General features: G+C 69.9%; 23 protein-coding genes. 12 read left to right on the plus strand and 11 right to left on the minus strand.

What is annotated here, in order from left to right; genetic code table 11:
• Nucleotides 1-14: 14 nt before the first annotated feature.
• Nucleotides 15-1,001, minus strand: coding sequence for a TRAP transporter substrate-binding protein (locus tag ACTIE5_RS11740; protein WP_439549886.1), 987 nt, complete (start codon nt 999-1,001; stop codon nt 15-17).
• A 172-nt stretch (nt 1,002-1,173) separates the two neighbouring features.
• Here ACTIE5_RS11740 and ACTIE5_RS11745 point away from each other — a divergent pair, with 172 nt between their 5' ends.
• From ACTIE5_RS11745 to ACTIE5_RS11755, 3 genes are all read left to right on the plus strand, one after another.
• Complete coding sequence (locus ACTIE5_RS11745) at nt 1,174-1,329, plus strand: hypothetical protein (protein ID WP_439549887.1); 156 nt, start codon at nt 1,174-1,176, stop codon at nt 1,327-1,329.
• A gap of 62 nt (nt 1,330-1,391) precedes the next feature.
• Nucleotides 1,392-2,741, plus strand: a complete 1,350-nt coding sequence (locus tag ACTIE5_RS11750; RefSeq protein WP_439549888.1) for an amidase — start codon at nt 1,392-1,394, stop codon at nt 2,739-2,741.
• Nucleotides 2,738-3,067: a cupin domain-containing protein gene (locus ACTIE5_RS11755; protein WP_439549889.1), complete on the plus strand. Its 330-nt coding sequence runs from the start codon at nt 2,738-2,740 to the stop codon at nt 3,065-3,067. Before ACTIE5_RS11750 ends, ACTIE5_RS11755 begins: the two co-directional genes overlap by 4 nt.
• Nucleotides 3,068-3,136: 69 nt before the next feature.
• Here the strand turns inward: ACTIE5_RS11755 and eutC are convergent, their stop codons facing one another.
• Nucleotides 3,137-3,877 carry an ethanolamine ammonia-lyase subunit EutC gene (gene eutC, locus ACTIE5_RS11760; protein ID WP_439549890.1) on the minus strand — a complete coding sequence of 247 codons (741 nt, stop codon included), beginning with the start codon at nt 3,875-3,877 and terminating at the stop codon, nt 3,137-3,139.
• The gene (locus tag ACTIE5_RS11765; RefSeq protein ID WP_439549891.1) at nt 3,874-5,238 is read right to left on the minus strand and encodes an ethanolamine ammonia-lyase subunit EutB; all 1,365 of its coding nucleotides are present in this window, start codon (nt 5,236-5,238) and stop codon (nt 3,874-3,876) included. Before ACTIE5_RS11765 ends, eutC begins: the two co-directional genes overlap by 4 nt.
• A 104-nt stretch (nt 5,239-5,342) precedes the next feature.
• On the opposite strand from ACTIE5_RS11765, the gene ACTIE5_RS11770 reads away from it, so the two are divergent.
• The 4 genes from ACTIE5_RS11770 (at nt 5,343) to ACTIE5_RS11785 (ending at nt 9,242) form a co-directional block, all read left to right on the plus strand.
• On the plus strand, nt 5,343-5,894 hold the full coding sequence (locus tag ACTIE5_RS11770; RefSeq protein ID WP_439549892.1) for a phosphonopyruvate decarboxylase: 552 nt from the start codon (nt 5,343-5,345) through the stop codon (nt 5,892-5,894).
• A 5-nt stretch (nt 5,895-5,899) separates the two neighbouring features.
• The gene (locus tag ACTIE5_RS11775) at nt 5,900-6,502 is read left to right on the plus strand and encodes a thiamine pyrophosphate-dependent enzyme (RefSeq protein WP_439549893.1); all 603 of its coding nucleotides are present in this window, start codon (nt 5,900-5,902) and stop codon (nt 6,500-6,502) included.
• Between the two features lie 67 nt (nt 6,503-6,569).
• Nucleotides 6,570-7,550 (plus strand): hydroxyacid dehydrogenase, encoded by a 981-nt coding sequence (locus ACTIE5_RS11780; RefSeq protein ID WP_439549894.1) that lies wholly within the window; start codon nt 6,570-6,572, stop codon nt 7,548-7,550.
• 18 nt (nt 7,551-7,568) lie between these two features.
• Entirely contained in the window at nt 7,569-9,242 is a 1,674-nt protein-coding gene (locus ACTIE5_RS11785; protein ID WP_439549895.1) for a gamma-glutamyltransferase family protein, read from the plus strand.
• 68 nt (nt 9,243-9,310) lie between these two features.
• Here ACTIE5_RS11785 and ACTIE5_RS11790 read toward each other — a convergent pair whose 3' ends face one another.
• Together ACTIE5_RS11790 and ACTIE5_RS11795 are read right to left on the minus strand one after the other, a co-directional pair.
• The gene (locus tag ACTIE5_RS11790) at nt 9,311-10,282 is read right to left on the minus strand and encodes a Bug family tripartite tricarboxylate transporter substrate binding protein (RefSeq protein WP_439549896.1); all 972 of its coding nucleotides are present in this window, start codon (nt 10,280-10,282) and stop codon (nt 9,311-9,313) included.
• Nucleotides 10,283-10,322: 40 nt separating this feature from the next.
• Nucleotides 10,323-11,099, minus strand: a complete 777-nt coding sequence (locus ACTIE5_RS11795; protein ID WP_439549897.1) for an enoyl-CoA hydratase/isomerase family protein — start codon at nt 11,097-11,099, stop codon at nt 10,323-10,325.
• A gap of 248 nt (nt 11,100-11,347) precedes the next feature.
• Between ACTIE5_RS11795 and ACTIE5_RS11800 the strand changes: the two genes are divergently transcribed.
• Nucleotides 11,348-12,529 (plus strand): enolase C-terminal domain-like protein, encoded by a 1,182-nt coding sequence (locus ACTIE5_RS11800; protein ID WP_439549898.1) that lies wholly within the window; start codon nt 11,348-11,350, stop codon nt 12,527-12,529.
• Between the two features lie 93 nt (nt 12,530-12,622).
• On the opposite strand, the gene ACTIE5_RS11805 is transcribed toward ACTIE5_RS11800, so the two are convergent.
• Together ACTIE5_RS11805 and ACTIE5_RS11810 are read right to left on the minus strand one after the other, a co-directional pair.
• On the minus strand, nt 12,623-13,609 hold the full coding sequence (locus ACTIE5_RS11805) for an alpha/beta fold hydrolase (protein WP_439549899.1): 987 nt from the start codon (nt 13,607-13,609) through the stop codon (nt 12,623-12,625).
• Nucleotides 13,606-14,550 (minus strand): ABC transporter ATP-binding protein, encoded by a 945-nt coding sequence (locus ACTIE5_RS11810; RefSeq protein WP_439549900.1) that lies wholly within the window; start codon nt 14,548-14,550, stop codon nt 13,606-13,608. Before ACTIE5_RS11810 ends, ACTIE5_RS11805 begins: the two co-directional genes overlap by 4 nt.
• 106 nt (nt 14,551-14,656) lie before the next feature.
• Here ACTIE5_RS11810 and ACTIE5_RS11815 point away from each other — a divergent pair, with 106 nt between their 5' ends.
• Genes ACTIE5_RS11815 through ACTIE5_RS11825 form a run of 3 tightly spaced genes read left to right on the plus strand, consistent with a single transcriptional unit; the run spans nt 14,657 to nt 18,904 of the window.
• Nucleotides 14,657-14,881: a zinc-finger domain-containing protein gene (locus ACTIE5_RS11815; protein WP_439549901.1), complete on the plus strand. Its 225-nt coding sequence runs from the start codon at nt 14,657-14,659 to the stop codon at nt 14,879-14,881.
• Nucleotides 14,841-17,711: a DNA polymerase I gene (gene polA, locus ACTIE5_RS11820; protein WP_439549902.1), complete on the plus strand. Its 2,871-nt coding sequence runs from the start codon at nt 14,841-14,843 to the stop codon at nt 17,709-17,711. The genes ACTIE5_RS11815 and polA overlap by 41 nt, the downstream gene beginning before the upstream one ends.
• Nucleotides 17,711-18,904, plus strand: a complete 1,194-nt coding sequence (locus tag ACTIE5_RS11825) for an MFS transporter (RefSeq protein ID WP_439549903.1) — start codon at nt 17,711-17,713, stop codon at nt 18,902-18,904. The genes polA and ACTIE5_RS11825 overlap by 1 nt, the downstream gene beginning before the upstream one ends.
• A 244-nt stretch (nt 18,905-19,148) precedes the next feature.
• Here ACTIE5_RS11825 and ACTIE5_RS11830 read toward each other — a convergent pair whose 3' ends face one another.
• The 4 genes from ACTIE5_RS11830 to ACTIE5_RS11845 all read right to left on the minus strand — a co-directional run bounded on the left by ACTIE5_RS11830 (nt 19,149) and on the right by ACTIE5_RS11845 (nt 22,609).
• Nucleotides 19,149-19,553 (minus strand): DUF2237 family protein, encoded by a 405-nt coding sequence (locus tag ACTIE5_RS11830; protein WP_439549904.1) that lies wholly within the window; start codon nt 19,551-19,553, stop codon nt 19,149-19,151.
• Nucleotides 19,554-19,643: 90 nt separating this feature from the next.
• Nucleotides 19,644-20,081, minus strand: coding sequence for a hypothetical protein (locus ACTIE5_RS11835; protein ID WP_439549905.1), 438 nt, complete (start codon nt 20,079-20,081; stop codon nt 19,644-19,646).
• Between the two features lie 45 nt (nt 20,082-20,126).
• Nucleotides 20,127-21,722, minus strand: coding sequence for a phosphoenolpyruvate carboxykinase (locus tag ACTIE5_RS11840; RefSeq protein WP_439549906.1), 1,596 nt, complete (start codon nt 21,720-21,722; stop codon nt 20,127-20,129).
• A 140-nt stretch (nt 21,723-21,862) separates the two neighbouring features.
• Nucleotides 21,863-22,609 carry a HugZ family protein gene (locus tag ACTIE5_RS11845; RefSeq protein ID WP_439549907.1) on the minus strand — a complete coding sequence of 249 codons (747 nt, stop codon included), beginning with the start codon at nt 22,607-22,609 and terminating at the stop codon, nt 21,863-21,865.
• Between the two features lie 137 nt (nt 22,610-22,746).
• On the opposite strand from ACTIE5_RS11845, the gene ACTIE5_RS11850 reads away from it, so the two are divergent.
• Nucleotides 22,747-23,391 (plus strand): response regulator, encoded by a 645-nt coding sequence (locus tag ACTIE5_RS11850; protein ID WP_439549944.1) that lies wholly within the window; start codon nt 22,747-22,749, stop codon nt 23,389-23,391.
• Nucleotides 23,392-23,427: the final 36 nt, after the last annotated feature.

Genomic DNA, 23,427 nt, shown 5'->3' on the forward strand with positions numbered 1-23,427 from the left:
CCCCTGGCAGGCGATCAGCGAAGCTCGCGGATCTGGCGCACCATGTTGGACAGGCGCGGATTGCTGCCCGTGTACTTCTCATACACCGGGGCCATCAGCGCCGACCACGGGGAACGATCCGTGATCTCGATCACCGTCGCGCCGGCGGCCACGACGCGCTGGCGGGACTGCACCTCGCGCTCCGCCCAGAGCTGCCGCTGAAGCGTCGCAGCCTCCCGCGCCGCGTCGCGCAGGATGTTGCGCTCCGCCTCGTTCAGCCGCTGCCAGCGCTGGCGGGACACGGCCAGCACCTCCGGCACGTTGCTGTGCTCGGTCGTGGAATAGAAGCGCGCGACCTCGAAGTGGCGGGTGCTTTCATAGGACGGCCAGTTGTTCTCCGCGCCGTCGATCACGCCGGATTGCAGGCTGGTGAAGACCTCGCCGAAGGGCAGCGGCGTCGGGTTCGCGCCCAGCGCGCGCATCAGGTCGATCCAGAGGTCGGAGGTCTGCACGCGGATCTTCATGCCGCGCAGATCGGCGGGCGTGCGCACCGGCCGCGTCGTATAGATACTGCGCGCCCCCGCATCGAACCAGGACAGCGCGATGATGCCGATCGCCTCCAGGTCCCGGGCGATCTCCTGCCCCGCCACGCCGTCGATCGCGGCATGGCTATGCGCCACATCACGGAACAGGAAGGGCAGCGTCACCACGTTGGTGGAGGGCGCCAGGTTGTTGAACGGGCTCAGGTTGAAATTGGCGAAGTCGATGGAGCCCAGCCGCATCTGCTGGATGGCCTCATCCTGCTGGCCCAGCTGCGCGCTGTGATAGGTGCGCATGCGGATGCGGTTGTTGGTCCGCTGTCCCACCAGCTCCCCGAACCGATCCAGGCCGCGGCCATTGGGATAATCGGCGGCATGGATGTTCCAGCCGCGCCATTCCTGGGCGCTGCCCGCGCTGGGGGCGAAGGGCAGCAGCACGGCGGCCGCCACGGCCACAGCGCGCAAAGCAGTCTTGAGGATCATTTCGTCCCGTCTCCTTCCCGTCCCCGGCGGATGCTCCAACGGCTTATATGACATCATACAACCAGCGGGCAGCGGCTTGTCAAATGCGGCACCTGCGGCCTGGCCGGGGAACGGAACCCGCCGCCGCGCGCTGTCCTGCGATGGGCGCCCGCGGTGGGCGGAGGATGGCAGCATGGACCGGGAAGACGAGATCGAGGAAGCGGAGGAGAACGAGGTGCCGCTGGTGCCCGCCGCCGCCGTGGGCTTTCTCCTGTACCCCTGGGCTGTCCAGCTCATCCTGGCCGTCCCGCCGGCGAATGACCAGGGCGAGGCCAAGCCGCCCCGCTGAGGGTTGCGCCGCGCCCCCGTCCTGCGCAGCATCCCGCGTCACTTCCGCGGGATTCCGTCAGCATGCCCTTCCCCACCATCGCCGAGGCCGCCACTTCCCTCGCCGCCGGGCGCACCACGTCGCGGGCCCTGGTGGAGGAGGCGCTGGCCCGAATCGCGGATCCCCAGGGGGAGGGCGAGCGGGCCTTCATGGTGGTCCAGGCCGACCGGGCCCTCGCCGCCGCCGATGCCATGGATGCGCTGCGCCAGGCCGGCCGCGCCCCCAGCCCCTATGCCGGCATCCCGATCAGCATCAAGGATCTGTATGACGAGGCCGGGCAGGTCACGCGTGGCGGCTCCGTCGCGCTGGATCGCGCGGCACCGGCCACTGCCACCGCGCCCTCCGTCGCCAGGCTGCAGCGCGCGGGCTTCGTGGTGCTGGGCCGTACCACCATGGTGGAATTCGCCTTCTCCGGCCTAGGCGTGAACCCGCATCACGGCACGCCGCGCAGCCCCTGGGACCGCGCGACGGGGCGACTGCCGGGCGGGTCGTCCTCCGGCGCCGCGGTCGCCACCGCGGATGGCATGGGCTTCGCGGGCCTGGGGTCCGATACCGGCGGGTCCTGCCGCATCCCGGCGGCCCTATGCGGCATCGTCGGCTGGAAGCCGACGGCGAAGCGCGTGACGCTGGAGGGGACGCTGCCGCTCTCCTTCTCCCTCGACAGCCTCGGGCCCCTCGCCCGCAGCGTCGAATGCTGCGCCATCATCGATGGCTTCATGGCGGGCGCGGAATCGGCGCCGCCCATCGCGCCGCTATCCGTCGCGGGGCTGCGCCTTGGCGTGCTGCAGGGCTATGTGACGGGGGATTGGGATGCGGGGGTGACGGCGGCGTTCGAACGCGCGCTCTCCGCCCTGTCGGCCGCCGGGGCGCATGTCTCGCCGCTCGATGTGCCGGAGCTTGCCGACATCCCGAAGGCCAATGCCCGCGGCACCTTCGCGGCCAGCGAGGCCTATGCCTGGCACCGCGACCTGATCGAGCAGGAGGGCCATCGCTACGACCCGCGCATCCTCGGTCGCATCAAGGGTGGTGCGAAGATGATCGCGGCGGACTACATCCTGCTGATGCAGGAACGCGCGCGCATCATCGCGGCCTTCGCGGCGCGGACCGCGGGCTTCGATGCAGTGGTGATGCCGACCTGCCCGCTGATCCCCCCCGCCATCGCGGCGGTGGAGGACGAGGCCGAGTATGGCCGCATCAACATGCTGCTGCTGCGGAACACCACGGTCGGCAACTTCCTCGATCGTTGCGGCATTTCCATTCCCTGTCACCGGCCAGGCGAGGCGCCGGTGGGCTTCATGCTGATGGGGGAACACATGGGTGATGCGAAGCTGTTCAGCGTGGCGAAGGCGGTGGAGGCGGTGTTGGGATCTTGAACCCGAACCCTCGTTTCGGCGCGCTTGGCGCCGGTGCCACGGCGCGTGAGGGTGGCGAGGCCGTTGCCACGCTGCTGGCGGAGAAGGGCGTGACGGTGGAGCGCATCGCCAGCCGCCGCGCCGCCAGCCCTGCCGGCTTCTGGTATGACCAGCCCGCGACGGAGTTCGTGCTGCTGGTGGCCGGGGAGGCTGCGCTGGCCTTCGATGATGGCAGCGAGCGGAAGATGGTGGCCGGCGACTGGGCCGTGCTGCCCGCCCATTGCCGCCACCGCGTCGCCTGGACCAGCGAGGCAGCGCTGTGGCTGGCCGTGCATCTGCCGGGTTGATTGAAGACGGTCCAGGGCTGGTTCGGCCCTGGCGGTAGGGGTCTGGGGAAGGCAGCACCTTCCCCAGCATCACTCGATCAACGTCGATGCCTGGCCTTCCAGCGCCGCCGGCTGCTCATCCTTCAGCCCCACCCCGGTCAGCCCCAGCCGCCTGGCCGCCGCCACCAGCCACAGCAGCTTCGCCGCCGCATTGGCTGGCGAAATCCCGCCCGGCCGGATGTTGCTGATGCAGTTGCGTTCCGCGTCGTTGCGCCCGGCCCGCGGCGCATGGGTCAGATAGATGCCCATGCTGTCGAGGGATGAGAGCCCCGGCCTTTCCCCGATCAGCACCGCGACCATGGCCGCCCCCAGTGCCTGGCCGATATCGTCGCCGATCGCGACCCGCGCCTGCGTCGCGATGACCGGCGGCGCCACATCCCACCCCGCGCGCTGCAACCCCGGCACCAGCGCTGCCAGCAGCGGCGCCGTTTGCGCCTGTACGCCGCTGGCGCAGAGCCCATCCGCCACCACGATCGCGAAGCATCCCGGCCGCGGTGCCAGTTGCGTGCCCTCCGCCAGGCACCGCCCGAGATCCGGCCGCAGCAGGTAGCTGCGCCGGTCCCGCGCCGCGGAGGCAACGACCTGGGCACCCGGCAGCGCCGTCTGCAAGGCTGGCACGTCCAGCGCCGACCACACCGCATCGCGCGCCTGGGCATGGGCTTCCTGGAAATCGAGATGCGCCGCCGTCGGCAGCGCGTGTCCCACCCGCCCGAGCCCCACCCGTGCGCTGGTGAAGCGCCGCAGGTCCCGCCACAGCGTCGGCGCCGTCACAGCAGCCCCGCCACGATCATCGGCGCGGGCAGCGCATCCGGCGTGCGCTCCGCCAGCCCCATGCGTTCCAGCCAGGCGGCGAATTCGGGCGCGGGCTTCTTGCCCAGCGCGGCGCGGGCATAGAGCCCGTCATGGAAGGAGGTGGATTGGTAGGCCAGCATCGTGTCGTCCGCCCCCGGCACGCCCATCACATAGGTCACGCCCGCGACGCCCAGCAGGGTCAGCAGCGCATCCATGTCGTCCTGGTCGGCCTCGGCATGGTTGGTGTAGCAGACGTCGACACCCATCGGCAGGCCGAGCAGTTTTCCGGCGCAGTGATCCTCCAGCCCGGCGCGGATGATCTGCTTGCCGTCATAGAGGTATTCGGGGCCGATGAAGCCCACGACCGAGTTCACCAGCAGCGGCCGGAATTCCCGCGCCACCGCATAGGCCCGCACTTCCAGCGTCTGCTGGTCCACGCCGTGATGGGCGTTGGCGGAGAGCGCGCTGCCCTGGCCGGTCTCGAAATACATCACGTTGTCGCCGACCGTGCCCCGCTTCAGCGCCAGCGCCGCCTCATGCGCTTCCCGCAGCAGGGACAGCGACACGCCGAAGGAGGTGTTGAGCCCCTGCGTCCCCCCGATGGACTGGAACACCAGATCCACCGGCGCACCGCGCTCCATCGCCAGCATGGTCGTCGTCACATGCGCCAGCACGCAGCTTTGCGTCGGGATGGCATAGCGGTCGCGCACCGCATCCAGCAGGCCCAGCACGCGGCGGAGATTGTCGACGTTGTCGGTGGCGGGGTTCACGCCGATCACAGCATCGCCGGCGCCGAGCAGCAGCCCGTCCAGCACCTGCGCGGCGATGCCCTTGGGGTCATCCACCGGGTCGTTCGGCTGCAACCGGATCGACAGCGTCCCCGGCAGCCCCAGCGTGTTCCGGAACCGCGTGGTGACACGGCACTTCGCCGCGATGGCAACCAAATCCTGCAGCCGGCAGATTTTCGTCAGCCCCGCCACCATCTCCGGCGTCAGGCCTGGCGCCAGGGCGCTGATCGCGGCCCCGTCCGCCTCCGCCAGCAGCCAGTCGCGGAAGCCGCCGACCGTCAGATGCGCGACCGGCGCGAAGGCCGCCGCGTCGTGCCGGTCCAGGATCAGCCGCGTGACCTCGTCATCCTCATACGGGACCACCTCTTCGCTGAGAAAATGCTTCAGCGGCAGATCGGCCAGCGCCCGTTGCGCCGCCACCCGCTGCGCCGATGACTCGGCCGCGACCCCGGCCAGCGCATCGCCGGACCGGAAGGGCGTTGCGCAGGCCAGCAGCGCCCGCAGATCGGGAAACACATGCCGCGTGCCGCCAACGATCTGCGCGAATCCCATGCCGCCCCCTGTGCCCTGAACCACGGCGATCACATGGCATCACCCCGCCCGACTTGCCAACATCTTTGCCGCGCCCGATCCTGCCCCCACGACGGAGGAACATCATGGATCGCGACGCGCTGGAAATGCGCCCCGATGCGGCGGCCGATTGGCCCGACCGCATCTACGCCGTGCTCAAGGCCCAGGGCATCACCCAGGTCGCCCTGGTGCCGGATGCCGGGCACTCCCGCCTCATCAAACGCTGCATCGCGGATAATGAGATCACTGTCGTCACCCTGACGACGGAGGAGGAAGGCATCGCGCTCCTCTCCGGCGCCTGGATGGGCGGCGTGAAGGGCGTGCTGCTGATGCAATCCTCCGGCGTCGGCAACTGCATCAACATGCTGTCCCTGCCCATCCTGCACCGCACGCCGATGCCGATGATCGTGACGATGCGTGGCGACTATGGGGAGTTCAACCCAGCCCAGATCCCCATGGGCAACGCCACCCAGACGGTGCTGGAAGCCATGGGCACGCTGGTGCGCCGCGCCGATGTGCCGGAGGATGTGGAAGCCTGCGTGGACGCCACCATCCGCATGGCCTTCAACACCTACCGCCCGACCGCGACACTGCTCGGCCAGCGCCTGATCGGCGCCAAGACCTTCGGGAAGGATTGAGGCCCATGCTCGCACCTTCCGGCAAGCTCGACCGCCGCGCCGTCGTCAACGCCCTGCTGGCGGATCGCGGCGACCTCCTCGTCATCGCCGGCCTCGGCGCCCCCGCCTGGGACATCACGGCGGCCGGCGACTGCCCCACCAACATGCCGCTCTGGGGCGGCATGGGCGGTGCGGCCGTGATGGGCCTCGGGCTCGCCCTCGCCCAGCCGACGCGCCGAGTGCTGGTCATCACCGGGGACGGGGAGGCGCTGATGGGCCTCGGCGCGCTCGCCACCATCGCGACGAAACAGCCGCCCAACCTCTCCATCGTCGTGCTCGACAACGAACACTACGGCGAGACCGGGGGGCAGGAGACGGCGACGAAACACGGCGTGGATTTGGCCGCCATCGCCCGCGGCGCGGGGATCGCCAACGCCAGCACCATCACGACCCCGGACGGCATCGCGCCACTGCGGGAGGCGATCCACACCGCCACAGGGCCGACGCTTGCGGTCATCAAGATCGATGCGGCGAACCTGCCGCTGAAACTGCCGCCGCGGGAGGGCGCCTACCTCGCGGCCAGGTTCCGGGAAGCGATCCTGGGGCCGGCGGCCCATCATCAACTGTAAGCGTCGACCCCCTCACCCAACCCTCTCCCCCGTCCGGGGGAGAGGGCTTTTCAAATGAGACCCATCAATGCCGCACGTCATTTGCGTACGACCCATCCACGAAGCGGCCATCGAGAAGATGCGCGCAACCGAAGGCGTCACCGTCGAGATCCTGATGGACATCTCCCCTGAAAGCCTGGCCCGCAACCTGCCGAAGGCGGATGCCCTGATCGTCCGCACCATCCGCATCGACCGGCCCTTCCTCGCCCACTGCACGAACCTCCGCCTCCTCGCCCGCCACGGCGTGGGCTACGACGCGGTGGATGTGCCGGCCCTCACCGAACGCGGCATCCCGCTCACCATCACGCCCGAAGCCAACGCGGTATCGGTGGCCGAGCACGCGCTGATGCTGATGCTGGCCTGCGCGCGGCAACTCTCCGGCTACGATGCGAACCTGCGCCAGGCGAAGCCCGTCTGGGGCGGGCAGGCGAACCTCCCCACCTTCGACCTGGCCGGCAAGACCGTGCTGGTGGTGGGCTTCGGGCGCATCGGCACGCGCGTCGCGAAACTCTGCGCGGCCTTCGGGATGAAGGTCCTGGTCCGCGACCCGAACATCGGCAAGGGCAGCATCCGCGGCCTCGGCTTCACGCCCGTGGACGACGTGATGGAAGCGGCGGCGGAAGCCGACATCGTCACCATCCACTGCCCCTCCGACGCCTCCACCCGCCACATGGTCAACGCGCCTTTCCTGGCCCGCATGAAGAAGGGTGCCGTCTTCATCAACACCGCCCGCGGCACGCTGGTCGATGAGACCGCGCTGGATGCCGCACTCCGCGCCGGCCATCTCGGCGCCGCGGGCATCGACGTCTTCCACGACGAACCCGTGGAGACCGCGATCCCGCTGCTGACCGCCCCCAATCTGATCTTCACGCCGCACGTCGCCGCCAGCACGGCGGAAGGTCTGGCGCGGATGGCGATGGACGCAGCGGAAGCCTGCCTGGCCTGCTTTGATGGCACGCTCGACCCCGATATCGTCGTGAACAAGGAAGTCCTCGCGCGCCGCAACTGAAACAGGGGAACTGACGCCATGCGCCGCCTGCTGATCGCCCTGCTGCTGGCTGCGACCCCGGCTCTCGCCGAACCGGCGCGCGCGCCGCGCCAGATGGTCGCCACCGCCAGCCCGCATGCAACGGAAGCGGCGCTCACGATCCTCCGCGCCGGCGGCACGGCAGTGGACGCCGCCATCGCCGCCCAGGCCGCGCTGTCAGTCGCGGAGCCGCACGCCAGCGGGCTGCTCGGCGGCGCCTTCGTCCTGGTCTGGGACGAGGGCCAGCGGCGGCTGCGCTATTACGAGGGCATCGCCAGCGCCCCCGCCGCCAGCGCGGATCGCCTGGCGGCCGGCGGCATCGGCCCCGCCACCGTCGCGCGATCCGGCCGCGCCGTTGCCGTCCCCGGCGCCATCGCCGCCCTCGCTTTGGCCCGCGAAGCCCATGGACGCCTGCACTGGGCCGAACTCATCGCCCCCGCAATCGCCCTGGCCGAGAACGGCTTCCCCCTGCCGCCCTACCTGGCCCAGGTCATCCGCACCCGCGCCCCCGAACTCCGCCGCATCCCCGCGCTGCGTGCGTTGTATTTCGATGCCGCCGGCGAACCCCTCGCGCCCGGCGCCCCTTTCCGCAATCCGGACCAGGCGGAGGCGCTGCGCCTCCTCGCCGTCCAGGGTCCGGCCGCCATCCATGGCGGGCCGATCGGGGAGGCGCTGGTCGCCGCCACACAGGCGCACCCCGTGCCAGGCTGGACCACGATGGAGGATCTCCGCGCCTATCGCGCGGTGGAACGCGATCCGGTCTGCATGGTGGCCTTCGCGCACCAGATCTGCACTGCCTCCCCGCCTTCCTCCGGCGGCGTCGCCGTATTGCAGACGCTGGGGATCGCGGAGCGCCTCGGCATCGCGCGTGCCGAGCGGAACAGCGCGGAGGCCGCGCATCTGTTCCTGGAGGCCAGCCGCCTGGCGACCGCCGATCGCCGCCGCTGGATCGGCGATCCCGATCGCGTCGCGGTGCCACTGCGCGGCCTGGTGGACGCAGGCTACCTCGATGACCGCGCGGCGCTGGCCAGCGCTGATCGCGCCATGACGAATGTCACGCCCGGCACGCCGGCAGATCAGCGCGGCACCCTGCCGGGGGAGAGCGATCCCTGGGCGGAGGCCGCGACGACGCAGATCGTGATCGTCGATGCGCGCGGCAACGCCGTCTCCCTCACCACCACCAACAACCTCAATTTCGGGGCGGAACTGGCGGCGATGGGTGTCACGCTGAACAACGGCATGACGAATTTCGCGACCAGTCCCGGCACGGCGGAGGCGCCCGCGCAGAATCGCCTGGAACCCGGCAAGCGTCCCGTCACGACGATGGCGCCGACCATGGTGATGGGCGCGGATGGCAGGCCGGTGATCGTGCTCGGCGCCGGGGGTGGTGCGCGCATCCCGGATGCCGTGGCGGCCGCGCTGATCGACCTTCTGGCCCATGGCGCGAATGCCGAGGCCGCCACCGCCCGCCCGCGCATCGGCGCGCAGAATGGCGTGGAGGAGTTGGAACGCGGCACGCCGCTTGAGGCTTTGGCACCGGCCCTCACGGCACTCGGCCATGCGCCGCGCGTGGTGGTGATGAACACGGGCATGCAGATCATCCGCCGCCTGGCCGACGGCACGCTGGAAGGCGCCGCCGACCCCCGCCGCGACGGCATCGCCGCAGGCGACTGATGACGGTCCAGGGCCGGTTCGGCCCTGGCAAAGGGGGTACGGGGGAAACGGCGTTTCCCCCGGGCAGCCTACTCGAACTTGATGTTAGCCTGCCGGATCAGCCCGGCGTACTTCGCCGCATCCCGCCGCAGCAGTGCCGCCGCATCGGCGCTGGTCCCCCCGCCCGGGATGAACCCCGCATCCATCACGCGCTGCCGCAGCGCGGGATCGGACAGTGCCTTGTTCACCGCCGCCACCCAACGCTGTGCGATCGCATCCGGCAGGTTGGGCGGCCCCATCACCATGTACCAGACGGCGGAATCGAAGCCCGGAAAACCGTGTTCCGCGACCGTCGGCACGTCCGGCAGCGTCGGCACCCGGTCCGGCAGCGTGGTCGCCAGCGCGCGCACGCGGCCGGCGCGGATATGCGGCAGGTAGGTCGGCAGCGTGTCGATGGCGATGTCGATGCGCCCGGCCAGGATCTCATTCACCGCCTGGCCCGTGCCGCGGAACGGGATGTGCTGCATCGAAAGCCCCGCCGCGAAGCTCAGCAGTTCACTCGCCAGGTGCTGCTGCGTCGCGATGCCGGAGGAAGCGTAGTTCAGCTTCCCCGGATTGGCCTTCGCGTGATCCAGGAACTGGCGGAAATTCTGCGCGGGCGAGGTCAACGGCACCACCGCCACCAGCGGCACCGTGCCCGCCAGCACCACCGCGGTCTGGTCGTTGATGATGTCGAAGGGCGGAGGGCTCATCGTCGGCGGCACCACGGCGCTGGCGCTGACCGTCGTCATCAGCATCTGGTAGCCATCGGGCCGCCCGCGGGCGTTCTGCGTGGCGGCGATGGTGCCCGATCCGCCCGCGCGGTTCTCGATCGCGATGGGCTGGCCGAATTCCTCGCTCAGGGCCGGTTGCAGCAGCCGCGCGATGATGTCCGTGCCGCCGCCGGGCGCGAAGCCCACCAGCATGGAGACGGGGCGCGCGGGATAGGGGGCCTGCGCGAATCCGGATATCGGCAGCGCGGGCGCGGCAGCCGCGCCCATGACCATGCGTCTGGTGAGCATCGGTTCCTCCAACTTTTGTTGGAGGAAGCATGCCGCCCGCCTAGTTCCCCGTCCAGTTCGGCGCGCGCTTGTTGAGGAAGGCGTCCATCCCCTCCCGGAAATCCTGGCTGCCGAAGCAGAGCTCCACCAGATCGTCCCCCTGGATCGTCCCCGCCGCCAGGCGCAGGCGCTTCAGGGCGAATTTCGTCGCCGTCAGCGTCCGCGGCGCCATGCCCGCCACCGTTTCCGCCAGCGCCATGGCGCGTTCCACCACGGCCTCGTGCGAGGGCAGGATTTCCGAGATCAGCCCCGCCGCCAGCGCCTCCGGCGCCTCCATCAACCTGGCCGTGAAGATCAGCTCCTTCAGCTTCGCCGGCCCGATCAGCGTCGCGAAGCGGGAGACGTTGGAGGTGCTCAGGCAATTCCCCAGCGTCCGCGCCACCGGCACCCCGAACTTGGCATTGGCGGAAGCGATGCGCAGGTCGCACACCGCCGCGATGCCGAGGCCCCCGCCCGTGCAGGCGCCCGCGATGGCGGCGATCACCGGCTTCGGGCAGTCCTCCACCGCCGACAGCACGCGGTCGATCCGCTTTTCGTATTCCAGCCCATCCTGGCCCGATTTGAACGCCTTGAACTGGCTGATGTCCGTGCCGGCCGCGAAGGCCTTGCCGCCGGCGCCGGTGATGACCCAGGCGCGGATGGCGGGGTCCTTGGTCACGACCTCCGCCTGTTCCACCAGGCCCTCATACATCGCGAAGGTCATGGCGTTGCGCTGGTCGGGCCGGTTCAGCGTGGTCCAGGCGATGCGGCCGCGGGTCTCGTGCAGGATGTCGGGCATGGTGGGTTTCCTCTCGCTTTGTGACCGTTTGAGAATGGCGGCGGCTGAGGGTTCGCGAGGGATTTTTCGTTCTGGGAAGAAAGCGGGCGCCGCCGATGCTGGTTGCATCGGCAAGCCCGCTGACGCCCCCAGGGCGGAAAAGCCCAGCGAAACCGACCCGCCGCTGTTCTCAAATGGTCACTCGCCCCTCTTGTGCCGGCAAGCGCCCCGGGGCGACAAGGTGGCGACCAGCACAAGGACCCCCACGCATGCGCATCGTCAGCGTGAAGCAGGGCACGGCGCCGATCGCGAGCGCCATCGCCAATGCCTATATCGACTTCTCCAAGATGACCGCCTCCATCGTCGCCGTGACGGTGGAGGGCGAGGGCGGCAAGATCGCCACCGGCTACGGCTTCAACAGCAATGGCCGCTATGCCCAGCCCGGCCTGCTGGCGGAACGCTTCATACCCCGGCTGCTGGAGGCGACGGAAGCGCAGATCACGCGCCCCGACGGCAAGCTTTCCCCCGCCGGCGCCTGGAACGCCGTGATGAAGAACGAGAAGCCCGGCGGCCATGGCGAACGCAGCGTGGCGGTCGGCGTGCTGGACATGGCCCTGTGGGATGCGGCGGCGAAGCTGGAAGGCGTGCCGCTGTGGCGGCTGCTGGCGGACCGCTTCAACAACGGCGTCGCGGACCAGGCCGCCTGGGTCTATGCCGCCGGCGGCTACTACTACCCCGGCAAGGGCGTGGACCAGTTGATCGAGGAGATGAAGCGCTACCTCGGCATGGGTTATTCCACCGTCAAGATGAAGATCGGCGGCGCCCCCGGCACGCCCCTGAAGGAAGCCCTGGCCGAGGACATGGCCCGGATCGAGGCCGTGGTGAAGCTCCTGGGCGGGGATGGCTCCAAGCTCGCGGTCGACGTCAACGGCCGCTTCGGCCTCCACGCCGCCCTGACCTATGCCGCGGCGCTCGCCCCCATGGGCCTGCGCTGGTACGAGGAACCGCTGGACCCGCTGGACTATTCCACCCACGCGACGCTGGCGGAACACTACGCCCCGCCCATCGCGACGGGCGAGAACCTGTTCTCGATGCAGGATGCGCGCAACCTGATCCGCCATGGCGGCCTGCGGCCGGACCGGGATATTCTCCAGTTCGACCCGGCGCTCTCCTACGGCCTGGTCGAATATCTCCGCACGCTGGACATGCTGGCACTCCATGGCTGGTCCCGCCGCCGCTGCGTGCCCCATGGCGGGCACCAATTCGCGCTGAACATCGCGGTGGGCCTCGGCCTCGGCGGCAATGAAAGCTACCCGGAGGTCTTTCATCCCTTCGGCGGCTTCGCTGACGATGTGCCCGTGGTGGACAGCAAGGTCGCCATGCCGACCATCCCAGGCATCGGGTTCGAGGCGAAGAACGAGCTTTTTTCAGTATTCAAGACACTGGCGTGATTCGAAAAGCCCTCTCCCCCTGGAAGGGGGAGAGGGTTGGGTGCGGGGGTCGCGCTCCCCGATTGCCTCAGCGCGCCAGCACGCTGGCGCGCCTCACCGCGCCAGCCACCCCGGTGCCCGCGCCTCCGCATCCGATGGCAAGGGCCCGCGCGGGTCCTCGATGAAGGCGAGGATGTCGCGCACCACCTCCTCCCGGTTCCGGCCCGCCAGCAGCAGGTGGAACCCCCCGGCATAGACGCCGATGCGCAGCCCCGTCTCCGCCGGCACGCTGGCCACCGCGGCGCGGGTCATGCGGGGCGGCACGATCATGTCGCGCTCCCCATACAGCAGCAGCGCTGGTGCCCCCCCGCAGCACCGCGGCAACGCCGCCACGGCCTTGTCCATCAGATCCATCAGGCCGAGCGCCGAATCCACCCGGGTCACGCGGATCACGAGGGGATCGCGCCCCAGCCTTCGCAGCGCGGCCTCATTGTCGCTCGCCACCACCCCGCCGACGCCGCCCTGCACGGGCAGGGCGGGGATGGTGCGCTCAGCCAGCCAGATGCCGCCCCGCATCAGGGGGTTCATGAGCTCCCGGTTCCACAGCGCCGGCGCCAGCAGGACATAGCCACGCACCGGCGGCGCGGGGTCCATGCCCGCGGCCAGGATGGAGACCGCGGCCCCCATGCTCTCCCCCATCAAGAACAGCGGCAGGCCCGGATGGCGTTCGGCCAGCAGGCGGGCGGCGGCGGCGGCGTCAGCGGCCATCGTCTCCGCCCCCGCCCAGTAGCCACGATTGGGCGCGCGGCCGAAGCCCCGCTGGTCATAGGCATAGACCAGCATGCCGGCCTGCTTCAGGGCTTCCAGGCTGTCGGTCAGGAAATTGCCGCTGTGGTCGTTGAAGCCGTGCAGGGCCAGGATCACGGCGCGGGGCGCGCCCTCCGGCGGGAAGACCCGCATCGGCAGGCGGGCGCCATCGGCCGCGACCACCGCCGCTGCCTCCAGCCGCGGCAGCGCCACCGGCGGCCCCGCCGGCATCACCACCGGCGTGCAGGCCGCCGCCAGCAGCAGCGCGCAGGCGGCCAGCAGCGCCCGGATCACGCCGGCGCCTGTTCCCGGGTCAGCCGCAGGAAGGTCGCGTTCAGATCGGCCTCCTTCGTGGACAGATCCTGGATGGCGAGGCCCGCGCACCGCACCGCGTCCAGGATATCCTCGACGCGCGTCTCCCGCGCGCGGTAGCGGATTTCCAACCGCCTCGGCCCGTCCAGCCGCGCCTCGAACCCCGCCAGGCCCGGCGGCACCGCGCCCAGATCCGCCGCCACCGTCACCGTGATGGTCTTGTCGTCCAGCCGGGCGATCAAGTCCCGCGTCGGCTCATTCGCGATCAGCCTTCCCTGGCCGATGATGGCGATGCGGTCGCAGAGGCTCTCGGCTTCTTCCAGGTAATGGGTGGTCAGCACGATGGTGGTGCCGGCCCGGTTCAGCCCCTGCACCATGCGCCAGAGCTGTTCCCGCAACTCGATATCCACCCCCGCCGTCGGCTCATCCAGCACCAGCACGGGCGGCGCATGGACCATGGCCTTGGCCACCAGCAGGCGCCGCCGCATGCCGCCGGACAGGCTGCGCGCATAGGCATCCGCCTTGTCCGCCAGGCCCACGGCATCCAGGATTTCCATGGTCCGCCGCCGCGCCTTCGGCACGCCATAGAGGCCGGCCTGCATCTCCATCGCCTCCCGCGGCGTGAAGAAGGGGTCGAGGTTCAATTCCTGCGGCACCACGCCGATCCGCTGGCGGAGCCCGATCGGGTCCCGATCGAGGTCGATCCCCCAGACCGAGGCCGTGCCGCCGGTCTTCTGCACCAGCCCGGCCAGGATGCCGATCAGCGTGGATTTCCCCGCCCCATTCGGTCCCAGCAGCCCGAAGAAGGACCCGCGGGGGACCACCAGATCCACGCCCTTCAGCGCCTCCTTCCCCGGCGCGCCCTTGCTGCCGGCATAGGTCTTGCGGAGGCCCGCGATCTCGATGGCGTGGGGAGGCGTCATGCCCCAAGCGGTAGCGCGACGGCCGCCGGGGGTCCACCACACCGCCCCGGGCTGGCCGATCCGCCCCCCAGCCCCTATCTTCCGGGCCTCAGCTTTGGGGACCGCCATGCGCGACCAGCGAATGACCGGCTATGCGCCGGTCGCCCTGCCGGGGGTGACGCCGGAGGATACCATCATCGTCCACAGCCGCGTCGTCGGCTGCGATGGCGGCGGCGGCGCGCTCGGCCATCCGCTGGTCTATCTCCGGATCGAGGACAAGCAGGTCACCTGCCCCTACTGCTCCCGCACCCATGTCCTGGCCGAGGGCGCCGGCGACGACCACGGGCACTGATCGGCCCGTGTCAGGGGGGGAAACAACACCGGCCGCAGACCCGGTCGCGCCCGTCGCGCCGGGCCAGAAGCGGCTGATCCTGGTCGATGGCTCGGGCTACATCTTCCGCGCCTACCACGCCTTGCCGCCGATGACGCGGCCGGACGGCATCCATGTGAATGCCGTCTTCGGCTTCACCCAGATGCTGTCCCAGTTCCTCGCCCGCAACTCCGCCACCCACATCGCGGTCGTCTTCGACACCGCGCGCACCACCTTCCGCAACGACTTCTTCCCCGACTACAAGGCCCACCGCCCCGAACCCCCGCCCGAACTCGTCCCGCAATTCGCCCTGATCCGGGAAGCCACCGAAGCCCTTGGCGTCTGCCAGGCGGAGCTTTCGGGCTTCGAGGCCGATGACCTCATCGCCGCCTATGCCAAGGCCTTCGTGGCGGAGGGGGGCACCGTCGCCATCGTCTCCTCCGACAAGGACCTGATGCAGCTGGTCCGGCCGGGCGTGGAGATGCTGGACCCGATCAAGCAGAAGCCGATCCGGGAGCCCGAGGTCTTCGAGAAGTTCGGCGTGACGCCGGACAAGGTCGTGGAAGTCCAGGCCCTGGCCGGCGACAGCACGGACAATGTCCCAGGCGTCCCCGGCATCGGCATCAAGACCGCCGCGCAACTGATCAACGAATACGGCGACCTCGAAACCCTTCTCGCCAACACGGCCAAGATCAAGCAGCCGAAGCGGCGCGAAGCGCTGGAGCAGAATGCCGAGAAGGCGCGCATCAGCCGACGCCTGGTGATGCTGGACGCCGATGCGCCCCTGCCCTGCCCCATCCCGAAGATGGAAGTCCGCCCACCCTCCCCGGCGGTGCTGGAGAAATTCCTGCGCGACAACGGCTTCCGCAGCCTGCTGGCGCGCCTCGGCCTGGGCGATGCGAGTGCCGTGGTGCGGAACATCCCCCGCCCCGCCTCCCCCGACGCGCCCGAACCCACCCCCCAGCCCGGCGCCGCCCCCTTCGGGCCCTATGAGACCGTCACCACCATCGAGGCGCTCCGCGCCTGGATCGCGGAGGCCCGCAGCGCGGGGGTGATGGGCTTCGACACGGAAACCGACAGCCTGGATGCGCTGAAGGCGCAGCTTGTCGGCCTGTCCATCGCCACCGCCCCCGGCCGCGCCTGCTACGTGCCGCTGCGGCATGAGGGCAGCGGCGACCTGATGGGCACCGGCACGCCGGAGCAGATCGACCACGACCTGGCGATGGCCGAACTGAAGCCCCTGCTGCAGGACCCCTCCGTCCTCAAGGTGCTGCACAACGCCAAATACGATTTGGAAGTACTCTGCCGCGACAGCAACGGCGCCATCGCCGTGACGCCGGTCGATGACACCATGCTGATGTCCTACGCGCTGCGCTGCGGCGCGCATGGCCACGGCATGGACGAGTTGGCGCTCAAGCACCTCGCCCACACGCCCATCACCTTCGACAGCGTCACCGGCACGGGCCGCAACCGCATCACCTTCGCCAAGGTGGCGCTCGACAAGGCCACGGCCTATGCAGCGGAGGATGCGGACGTCACGCTCCGCCTCTGGCACACGCTCAAGCCCGAACTCCGCACCGCCCGCGCGCTGACCCTCTACGAACAGGTGGAGCGCCGCATGGTCGCGGTGCTGCGCGACATGGAGATCGCGGGCATCCGCATCGATGCCGGCGAACTCGCCCGCATCGGCGCGGATTTCACCGAAAAGCTGGCGCTCTACGAGAAGCAGATCCACGAACTCGCCGGCCGCCCCTTCAATGTCGGCTCACCCAAGCAATTGGGAGAAATCCTGTTCGACGAGATGAAGCTGCCCGGCGGCAAGCGCAGCAAGCTGACCGGCGCCTGGGGCACGGATGCGAGTGTGCTGGAGGAGTTGGCCCAGCAGCAGATCCCGCTGGCGCGGCGCGTGCTGGACTGGCGCCAGATCCAGAAGCTGAAATCCACCTATGTGGATGCGCTGGCCCAGCGGCTCGACGCCAACAGCCGCGTCCATACCGACTTCGCGATGGCCGTCACATCCACCGGCCGCCTGTCCTCGACCGAGCCCAATCTGCAGAACATCCCGGTCAGGACCGAGGAAGGCCAGCGCATCCGCCGCGCCTTCGTGGCCGACCCCGGCCATGTGCTGATGGCGGCCGACTACAGCCAGATCGAGCTCCGCATCCTGGCCCATGTCGCCGATGTGCCGGCGCTGAAGGAAGCCTTCGCGACAGGGCAGGACATCCATTCCCGCACGGCCTCCGACATCTTCCGCATCCCGCCCGACAAGGTGGACAAGGAAGCCCGCCGCCGCGCCAAGACCATCAATTTCGGCATCATCTACGGCATGTCCGCCTTCGGCCTGGCCGCCCGCCTCGGCATCGGCCCCGGGGAGGCCCGCGGCATCATCGATGCCTATTTCGCCCAATACCCCGGCATCCGGAACTGCATGGAAAAGCTGAAGGAGGATGCGCGCACCACCGGCTACGTGATGACGCCCTTCGGCCGCAAGCTCTGGATCGCCGACATTGCCAGCAAGGACCCCGTCCGCCGCGGTGGCGCCGAACGCGCGGCCATCAACGCCCCCTTCCAGGGCGGCGCCGCGGAGGTCATCAAGCGCGCCATGGTCCGCCTGCCGCTGGCCCTGCGCGAAGCCAACCTCTCCGCCCGCATGCTCCTCCAGGTGCATGACGAACTCGTCTTCGAAGTCCCCGACGCCGAAATCGAGGCCACCGCCGCCCTGGTCCGCCGGATCATGGAAAACGTCGCCGACCTGGCCGTGCCGCTGGCCGTTGAGGTCGGCCACGGCCTGTCCTGGGCGGAAGCCCATTGATGAGCACCACCGCCGACGCCGTCCCCCCCACCGCCTGGACCCCCACCGAACGCCGCACCCTGCTGGCCATCGGCGTCGCGCACGCCGTCAGCCACCTGCACATCATGGTCTTCCCGCCGCTCTTCCCCCTGCTGCGGGAAAGGCTCGACGTCACCTTCGTCGAGCTCGGCCTGGCGATGACCATCTTCAGCCTGGTCTCCGCCTTCACCCAGGCGCCCGTGGGCTTCATGGTGGACCGCATGGGCCCGCGCCGCGTGCTGACGGCGGGGCTGGTGCTGGGCGGCTGTGCCTTCACCGTCTTCGGCCTGACCGGCAGCTACGCCTTCATGCTGGTGGCGGCCGCCATGGCGGGCCTGGCCAACGCCGTCTACCACCCCGCGGACTACGCCATCCTCAATGGCGGCATCGGCGGCGCGCGCATGGGCCGCGCCTTCTCCCTCCATACCTTCGCCGGCTACCTCGGCGGCGCCGTCGCGCCCACGCTGATGATCGGCCTGGCGGCGGCCTTCGGCGTGCAGGGCGCCGTCGCGGCCGCGGGCATCATCGCCATCGGCGTCGCGCTGTTTGTCTGGACGGCCTGCCCCGTGGACCAGCCCGTCCGCCGCGTGAAAGCCGAAGCCGGGCAGCCCAGCCGCGTGCTCAGCCCCGCCGTCATCGGGCTGACGGGCTTCTTCATCCTCATCGCGCTGTCCATCGGCGGCGTGAACGGCTTCGTCGTCGCGGCCCTCGTCACCGGCAACGGCCTCTCCCTCACCCTCGCCTCCACGGCGCTCACCTTCTTCCTCGTGGGCTCGGCGCTCGGCGTGCTGCTTGGCGGCTGGATCGCGGATCGCTCAACCCGCCACGGCCTTGTCGCCGCCGCGGGGTTCGGCGCCGGCGCGGTTATCACCGCGACCCTCGGCCTGTTCTCCGTCCCGACCCTGCTGATCCCCGTGCTGATGGGCGCGTCGGGCATCCTGACGGGCCTCTGCATGCCATCGCGGGACATGATGGTCCGCGCCGCCGCCCCCCCCGGCCAGGCCGGCGCCGTCTTCGGCGTGGTCTCCACCGGCTTCAACATCGGCGGCGTCATCGCGCCCATCCTGTTTGCCTGGCTGATGGACAGCGGCCACCCCCAGGCCGTCTTCCTGCTGGGCGCCGCCTTCATGGCCACCACCGCGATCGCCGCCGGGGTGCAGGGGCTGCGGCGCTGACGGCCCTGGGGAATGGGCTCCGCCCCTTCCCCAGACCCCTACCCCGCGAAGGGGCAGCGGCCCCTTCGAACCCCCTTCTATCGATGGGTGAGGGGAGGGGCTTGGCGGTCCCGCAGGACAAACGCGCGTTCCGTGCCCCTCCCCTCACCCATCGATGCAAAGCCAGGGGTCCAGGGGCCCGCTGGCCCCTGGCGGGGTGAGGTCTGGAGAGGGGCCGGCGGCCCTTCTCCAGGAACCACCAGCGCTACACCCCATACTCCAGCAGGTGCTCACGGCGGACGACGCTCAGCGCCGCTTCATGCGTCGCTTCCAGCAGCACGGGCGGTGCCATGCCGGCCAGGCGGGCTTCCTCCCACCGGGCGGCGCAGAGGCACCACCGGTCGCCGGGTTTCAGCCCCGCAAAACCGTATTCGGGCCGGGGGGTGGAGAGGTCGTTGCCGCGCGACGCGCTGAAGGCCAGGAATTCCGCAGTGACTTCGGCGCAGACGACATGCAGGCCGAGATCCTGCGGCCCGGTGTTGCAGCAGCCGTCGCGGAGGAACCCCGTCAGCGGCGCGACGGAGCAAGGCAGCAACGTGCCGCCGAGCACGTTCCGCGCGGGTTCGGGCCGCTGGGGTTGCCGACGTGGCGTGGTGTCATCGAGGGGCATGATCGTACCTGCTGGCGGCGGCTTCGGCAGTCACCTTGGCATGACCCGCCGCATCGCAAGAAGCGGGGCCTGGTTGTCAGAACCCGGTCGTCACTCGCAGGCCATGGCGCCGGGGACGGGGCGGAAGGCGAAGCGGCTCCAGTCCGGCACCATTCGTGCCAGTTCGGCTTCCATGTCGCGCTGCTGATCGATGGTGAGGGGCGGGCGGTTGCCAAGCTGCGCGCAGGATTGGGGATCGCCCTGGACCGATCGTTGAAGCGCCTGGCCCAGGCGCTGCCGTGCCGCCGCCAGCGCGGCGCTGCCGAAAAGCTCCTCGAAGCGTCGCTCACCCGCATCGGCGTGAAGGCGCAGGGTCTCGGCCATGGATGAATCGGCGCGGCACGCGCGGGTCATGGCCTCTCCCCACCGCGTCAATCCGACCATGAGGTCGTAGCAGCCCTCGGCTTCGCGCGGCACCTGCGCCGTTGCCGCGGACGTCGCCGCCAGGCCGAGGGCGAGCGCGGCGGCGGCAGCCCGCTTCCTCACCATGGCGGCGACCCTCACATCCCGGGACGAGAGGGTCGCGCCACAGGGTCAGGCCGCGGCCTTGATCGCGGCCGCCTTCACGTCATCGCCGACGGCGCCGGCGAAGGTCTCGAAGTTCTTCTCGAACAGGGAGACGAGGTGCTTCGCCTGCTTGTCGTAGGCGGCCTTGTCGGCCCAGCTGTCGCGCGGGTTCAGCACGTTGTCGGGAATGCCTGGCACGGCCTTCGGGATCATCAGGCCGAAGAAGGGGTCACGCACGAATTCGACCTTGGCGAGCGACCCGTCCAGCGCCGCGCGCAGCAGCGCCCGGGTGTGCTGGATGCTCATCCGCTTGCCCGTGCCATAGGCGCCGCCGGTCCAGCCGGTGTTCACCAGCCAGACATCGGCGCCGTCGCGGCCGATGCGCTCGGCCAGCATCCGGCCGTACACCTCGGGGTGGCGCGGCAGGAAGGGGGCGCCGAAGCAGGTGGAGAAGGTCGCCTGCGGTTCCTTGCCCAGGCCCTTTTCCGTGCCGGCGACGCGCGCGGTGTAGCCGGACATGAAGTGGTACATGGCCTGCGCGGCCGACAGCTTGGCGATCGGCGGCAGCACGCCGAAGGCATCCGCCGTCAGCATCACCACATTCTTCGGCTTGCCCGCCTGGCCGCCCGTCACGATGTTCGGGATGAACTCGATCGGGTAGCAGGAACGCGTGTTCTCGGTGTAGCGGTTGTCGTCCAGGTCGAGCACGCCGTGCTCATCGCCATGGACATTCTCCAGCACCGCGCCGAAGCGGTGGGATGCGTCCCAGATCTGCGGCTCGGCTTCCTTGGACAGCTTGATGACCTTGGCGTAGCAGCCGCCTTCGAAGTTGAAGACGCCGGTGTCCGACCAGCCATGCTCGTCGTCGCCGATCAGGCTGCGCTCGGGGTCGCTGCTCAGCGTGGTCTTGCCCGTGCCGGACAGGCCGAAGAACAGCGCCGTGTCGCCGCCCTTGCCGAGGTTGGCGGAGCAATGCATCGGCAGCACGCCGCGTTCCGGCAGCAGCCAGTTCATGACGGTGAAGATCGACTTCTTGATCTCACCGGCATAGCTCGTGCCCGCGATGCAGATCGTGCGCTTGGCAAAGGATAGCGCGATCAGGGTGGAGGTGCGGCAGCCATCCTCGGCCGGGCTCGCCTCGTATTCCGGGGCGTGCAGGATGAAGAAGTCGGGCTCGAAGGTCTTCAGCTCCTCCGCCGTCGGGCGGATGAACATGTTGCGCGCGAACAGCGCGTGCCAGGCATTCGTCGTCACCAGGCGCACCTTGATGCGGTGGCCGGTATCGGCGCCGGCGAACAGGTCCTGCGTGAAGAGCTCATCGCGCGCGCCGAGCCAGTTGCGCACCTTGGCGGAGAAGCCTGCAAACTTCTCGACCGGCAGGGGCTGGTTGATCTTGCCCCACCAGATCGCGTCATGCACTTCCGGGTCGTCCACGACGAACTTGTCCTGGACGGAACGGCCGGTGTGCTGGCCGGTGATCGCCATGAAGGCGCCATCCGCCGAAAGCCGCCCCTCGCCCCGCCGCAGCGCATGGGCGTAGAGCCCCGCCGCCGTCAGATTGGCGTAAACAAGGGCCGAGCCGGCTACGCCGGTCCCGGAGAGGGCGGTTGCGTCGGACGTCATCAGGAACCTCCAGAGGGGATGGCCGATGGATGGTCCGGCCACGGTCGCGGGCGCTGTTTTGGGCGCTGAGCGCGGCAAGATTAGGGCGGGTAAGCTGCCATAATCAAGATAACTGGATGGTTACTTGTTGCACCTTCTGTTTACAAATCTCGCACTGGTTGAGACGCCGCCGCCCGCCCTGCCCGTGCGGCCTTGATCAGCCCCGCCCGGACGCCATCCGCATCCCCGACCGGCGCGGCCCAGGCGTGGCGCAGCACCGCCTCGCCGCAAGCGAGGTCGCAGCCATCCGTGTCCACCGCCGCCAGGCGCCATGCCTGGCCGGGCGCCTGGCCGTGCAGCCCCTCCGCCATCGCCGCCAGGGCATCGGCGTGGTCGCTGTTCACATGGCCGATGATCTCCGATTCGGCCGCCGCAAGCGCCTCGACCGCCGCCGGGTCCGGCAGCAATTCGGCCCGCTTCAACCGCGTCGCGCGGGCAAAGCCGCCCACCAGCAGCGCCGCCTGAGGCCGCAGCCGCCATAGCGAAAAGTCCCCGAAATCGGCGTAAAGCGCGGCGTAGGGGTGGCGCGCCAGCCAGCGAGCCTTGAGCGCGGGCACCTCCGCCTCCGGCACCGGCTCCGCCATCCCGGTCAGCGTCACGCGCGGCGCCGTCTGGGGGTTCACGCTTTCCGGCGCGCCCATGAACATCAGGGCGCAGCGCCCTTCCTGCCGCAGGTGGCGCGTGTGTTCGGACAGGGACGACAGCAGCATCAGGATGGAGAGGTCGCCGGCCGCCGCCGGCGTCGCCAGCGCGGCGAAGGGCTGCCCCTCCGTCACCGTGCTCAGGGTGGCGGAAGCCGCCGCCCGCACCAGTTTCCGGGCCTCGAAGCCGAAGCTTTCCGTTCCCATCGCAGCCTGACCCGCCTTTGCCACAATTGGCCGCCACAATCCCCCCACCGCGCGACCGCCGCGCCCGAGGAGCCTGACCCGTGCCGCACACCATCGCCCTGGTGGACGACGACCGCAACATCCTGACCAGCGTCTCCATGACGCTGGAGCAGGAGGGTTTCACCGTCCGCACCTATACGGATGGCGAAAGCGCCCTGCAGGGGCTGATGGCCCGCCCTGTGGACCTGGCCGTCCTCGACATCAAGATGCCGCGCATGGATGGGATGGAGCTGTTGCAGCGCCTCCGCCAGCGCAGCGCCATGCCGGTCATCTTCCTGACCAGCAAGGATGACGAGCTGGATGAGTTGATGGGCCTGCGGCTGGGCGCCGACGACTACATCACCAAGCCCTTCAGCCAGCGCCTGCTGCTGGAACGCATCCGCGCGCTGCTGCGCCGGAACGAGGCCGGGCGCGCGGAAGGCAGCGGCACCCCCGCCGGCGGCATCATCGCCCGCGGCGACCTGGTGCTGGATGAGACCAAGCACACCTGCATCTGGAAGGGCGGCCAGGTGCAGCTGACCGTCACGGAATTCCTGCTGGTCAAGGCGCTGGCCGTCCGCCCCGGCATGGTCAAGAACCGCGACCAGCTGATCGATGGCGCCTACGGCGAGAACATCTATGTCGACGACCGCACCATCGACAGCCACGTCAAGCGCGTGCGCAAGAAGTTCCGCGCCGTGGACCCGGACTTCTCGATGATCGAGACGCTGTACGGGCTGGGGTATCGCTACAAGGAAGCGTGAGGCGGGGTCACTGGAGATGTGGGGAAGGCTCTGCCT

This window comes from Falsiroseomonas sp., from assembly GCF_051859025.1.
Classification (GTDB): domain Bacteria; phylum Pseudomonadota; class Alphaproteobacteria; order Acetobacterales; family Acetobacteraceae; genus Falsiroseomonas.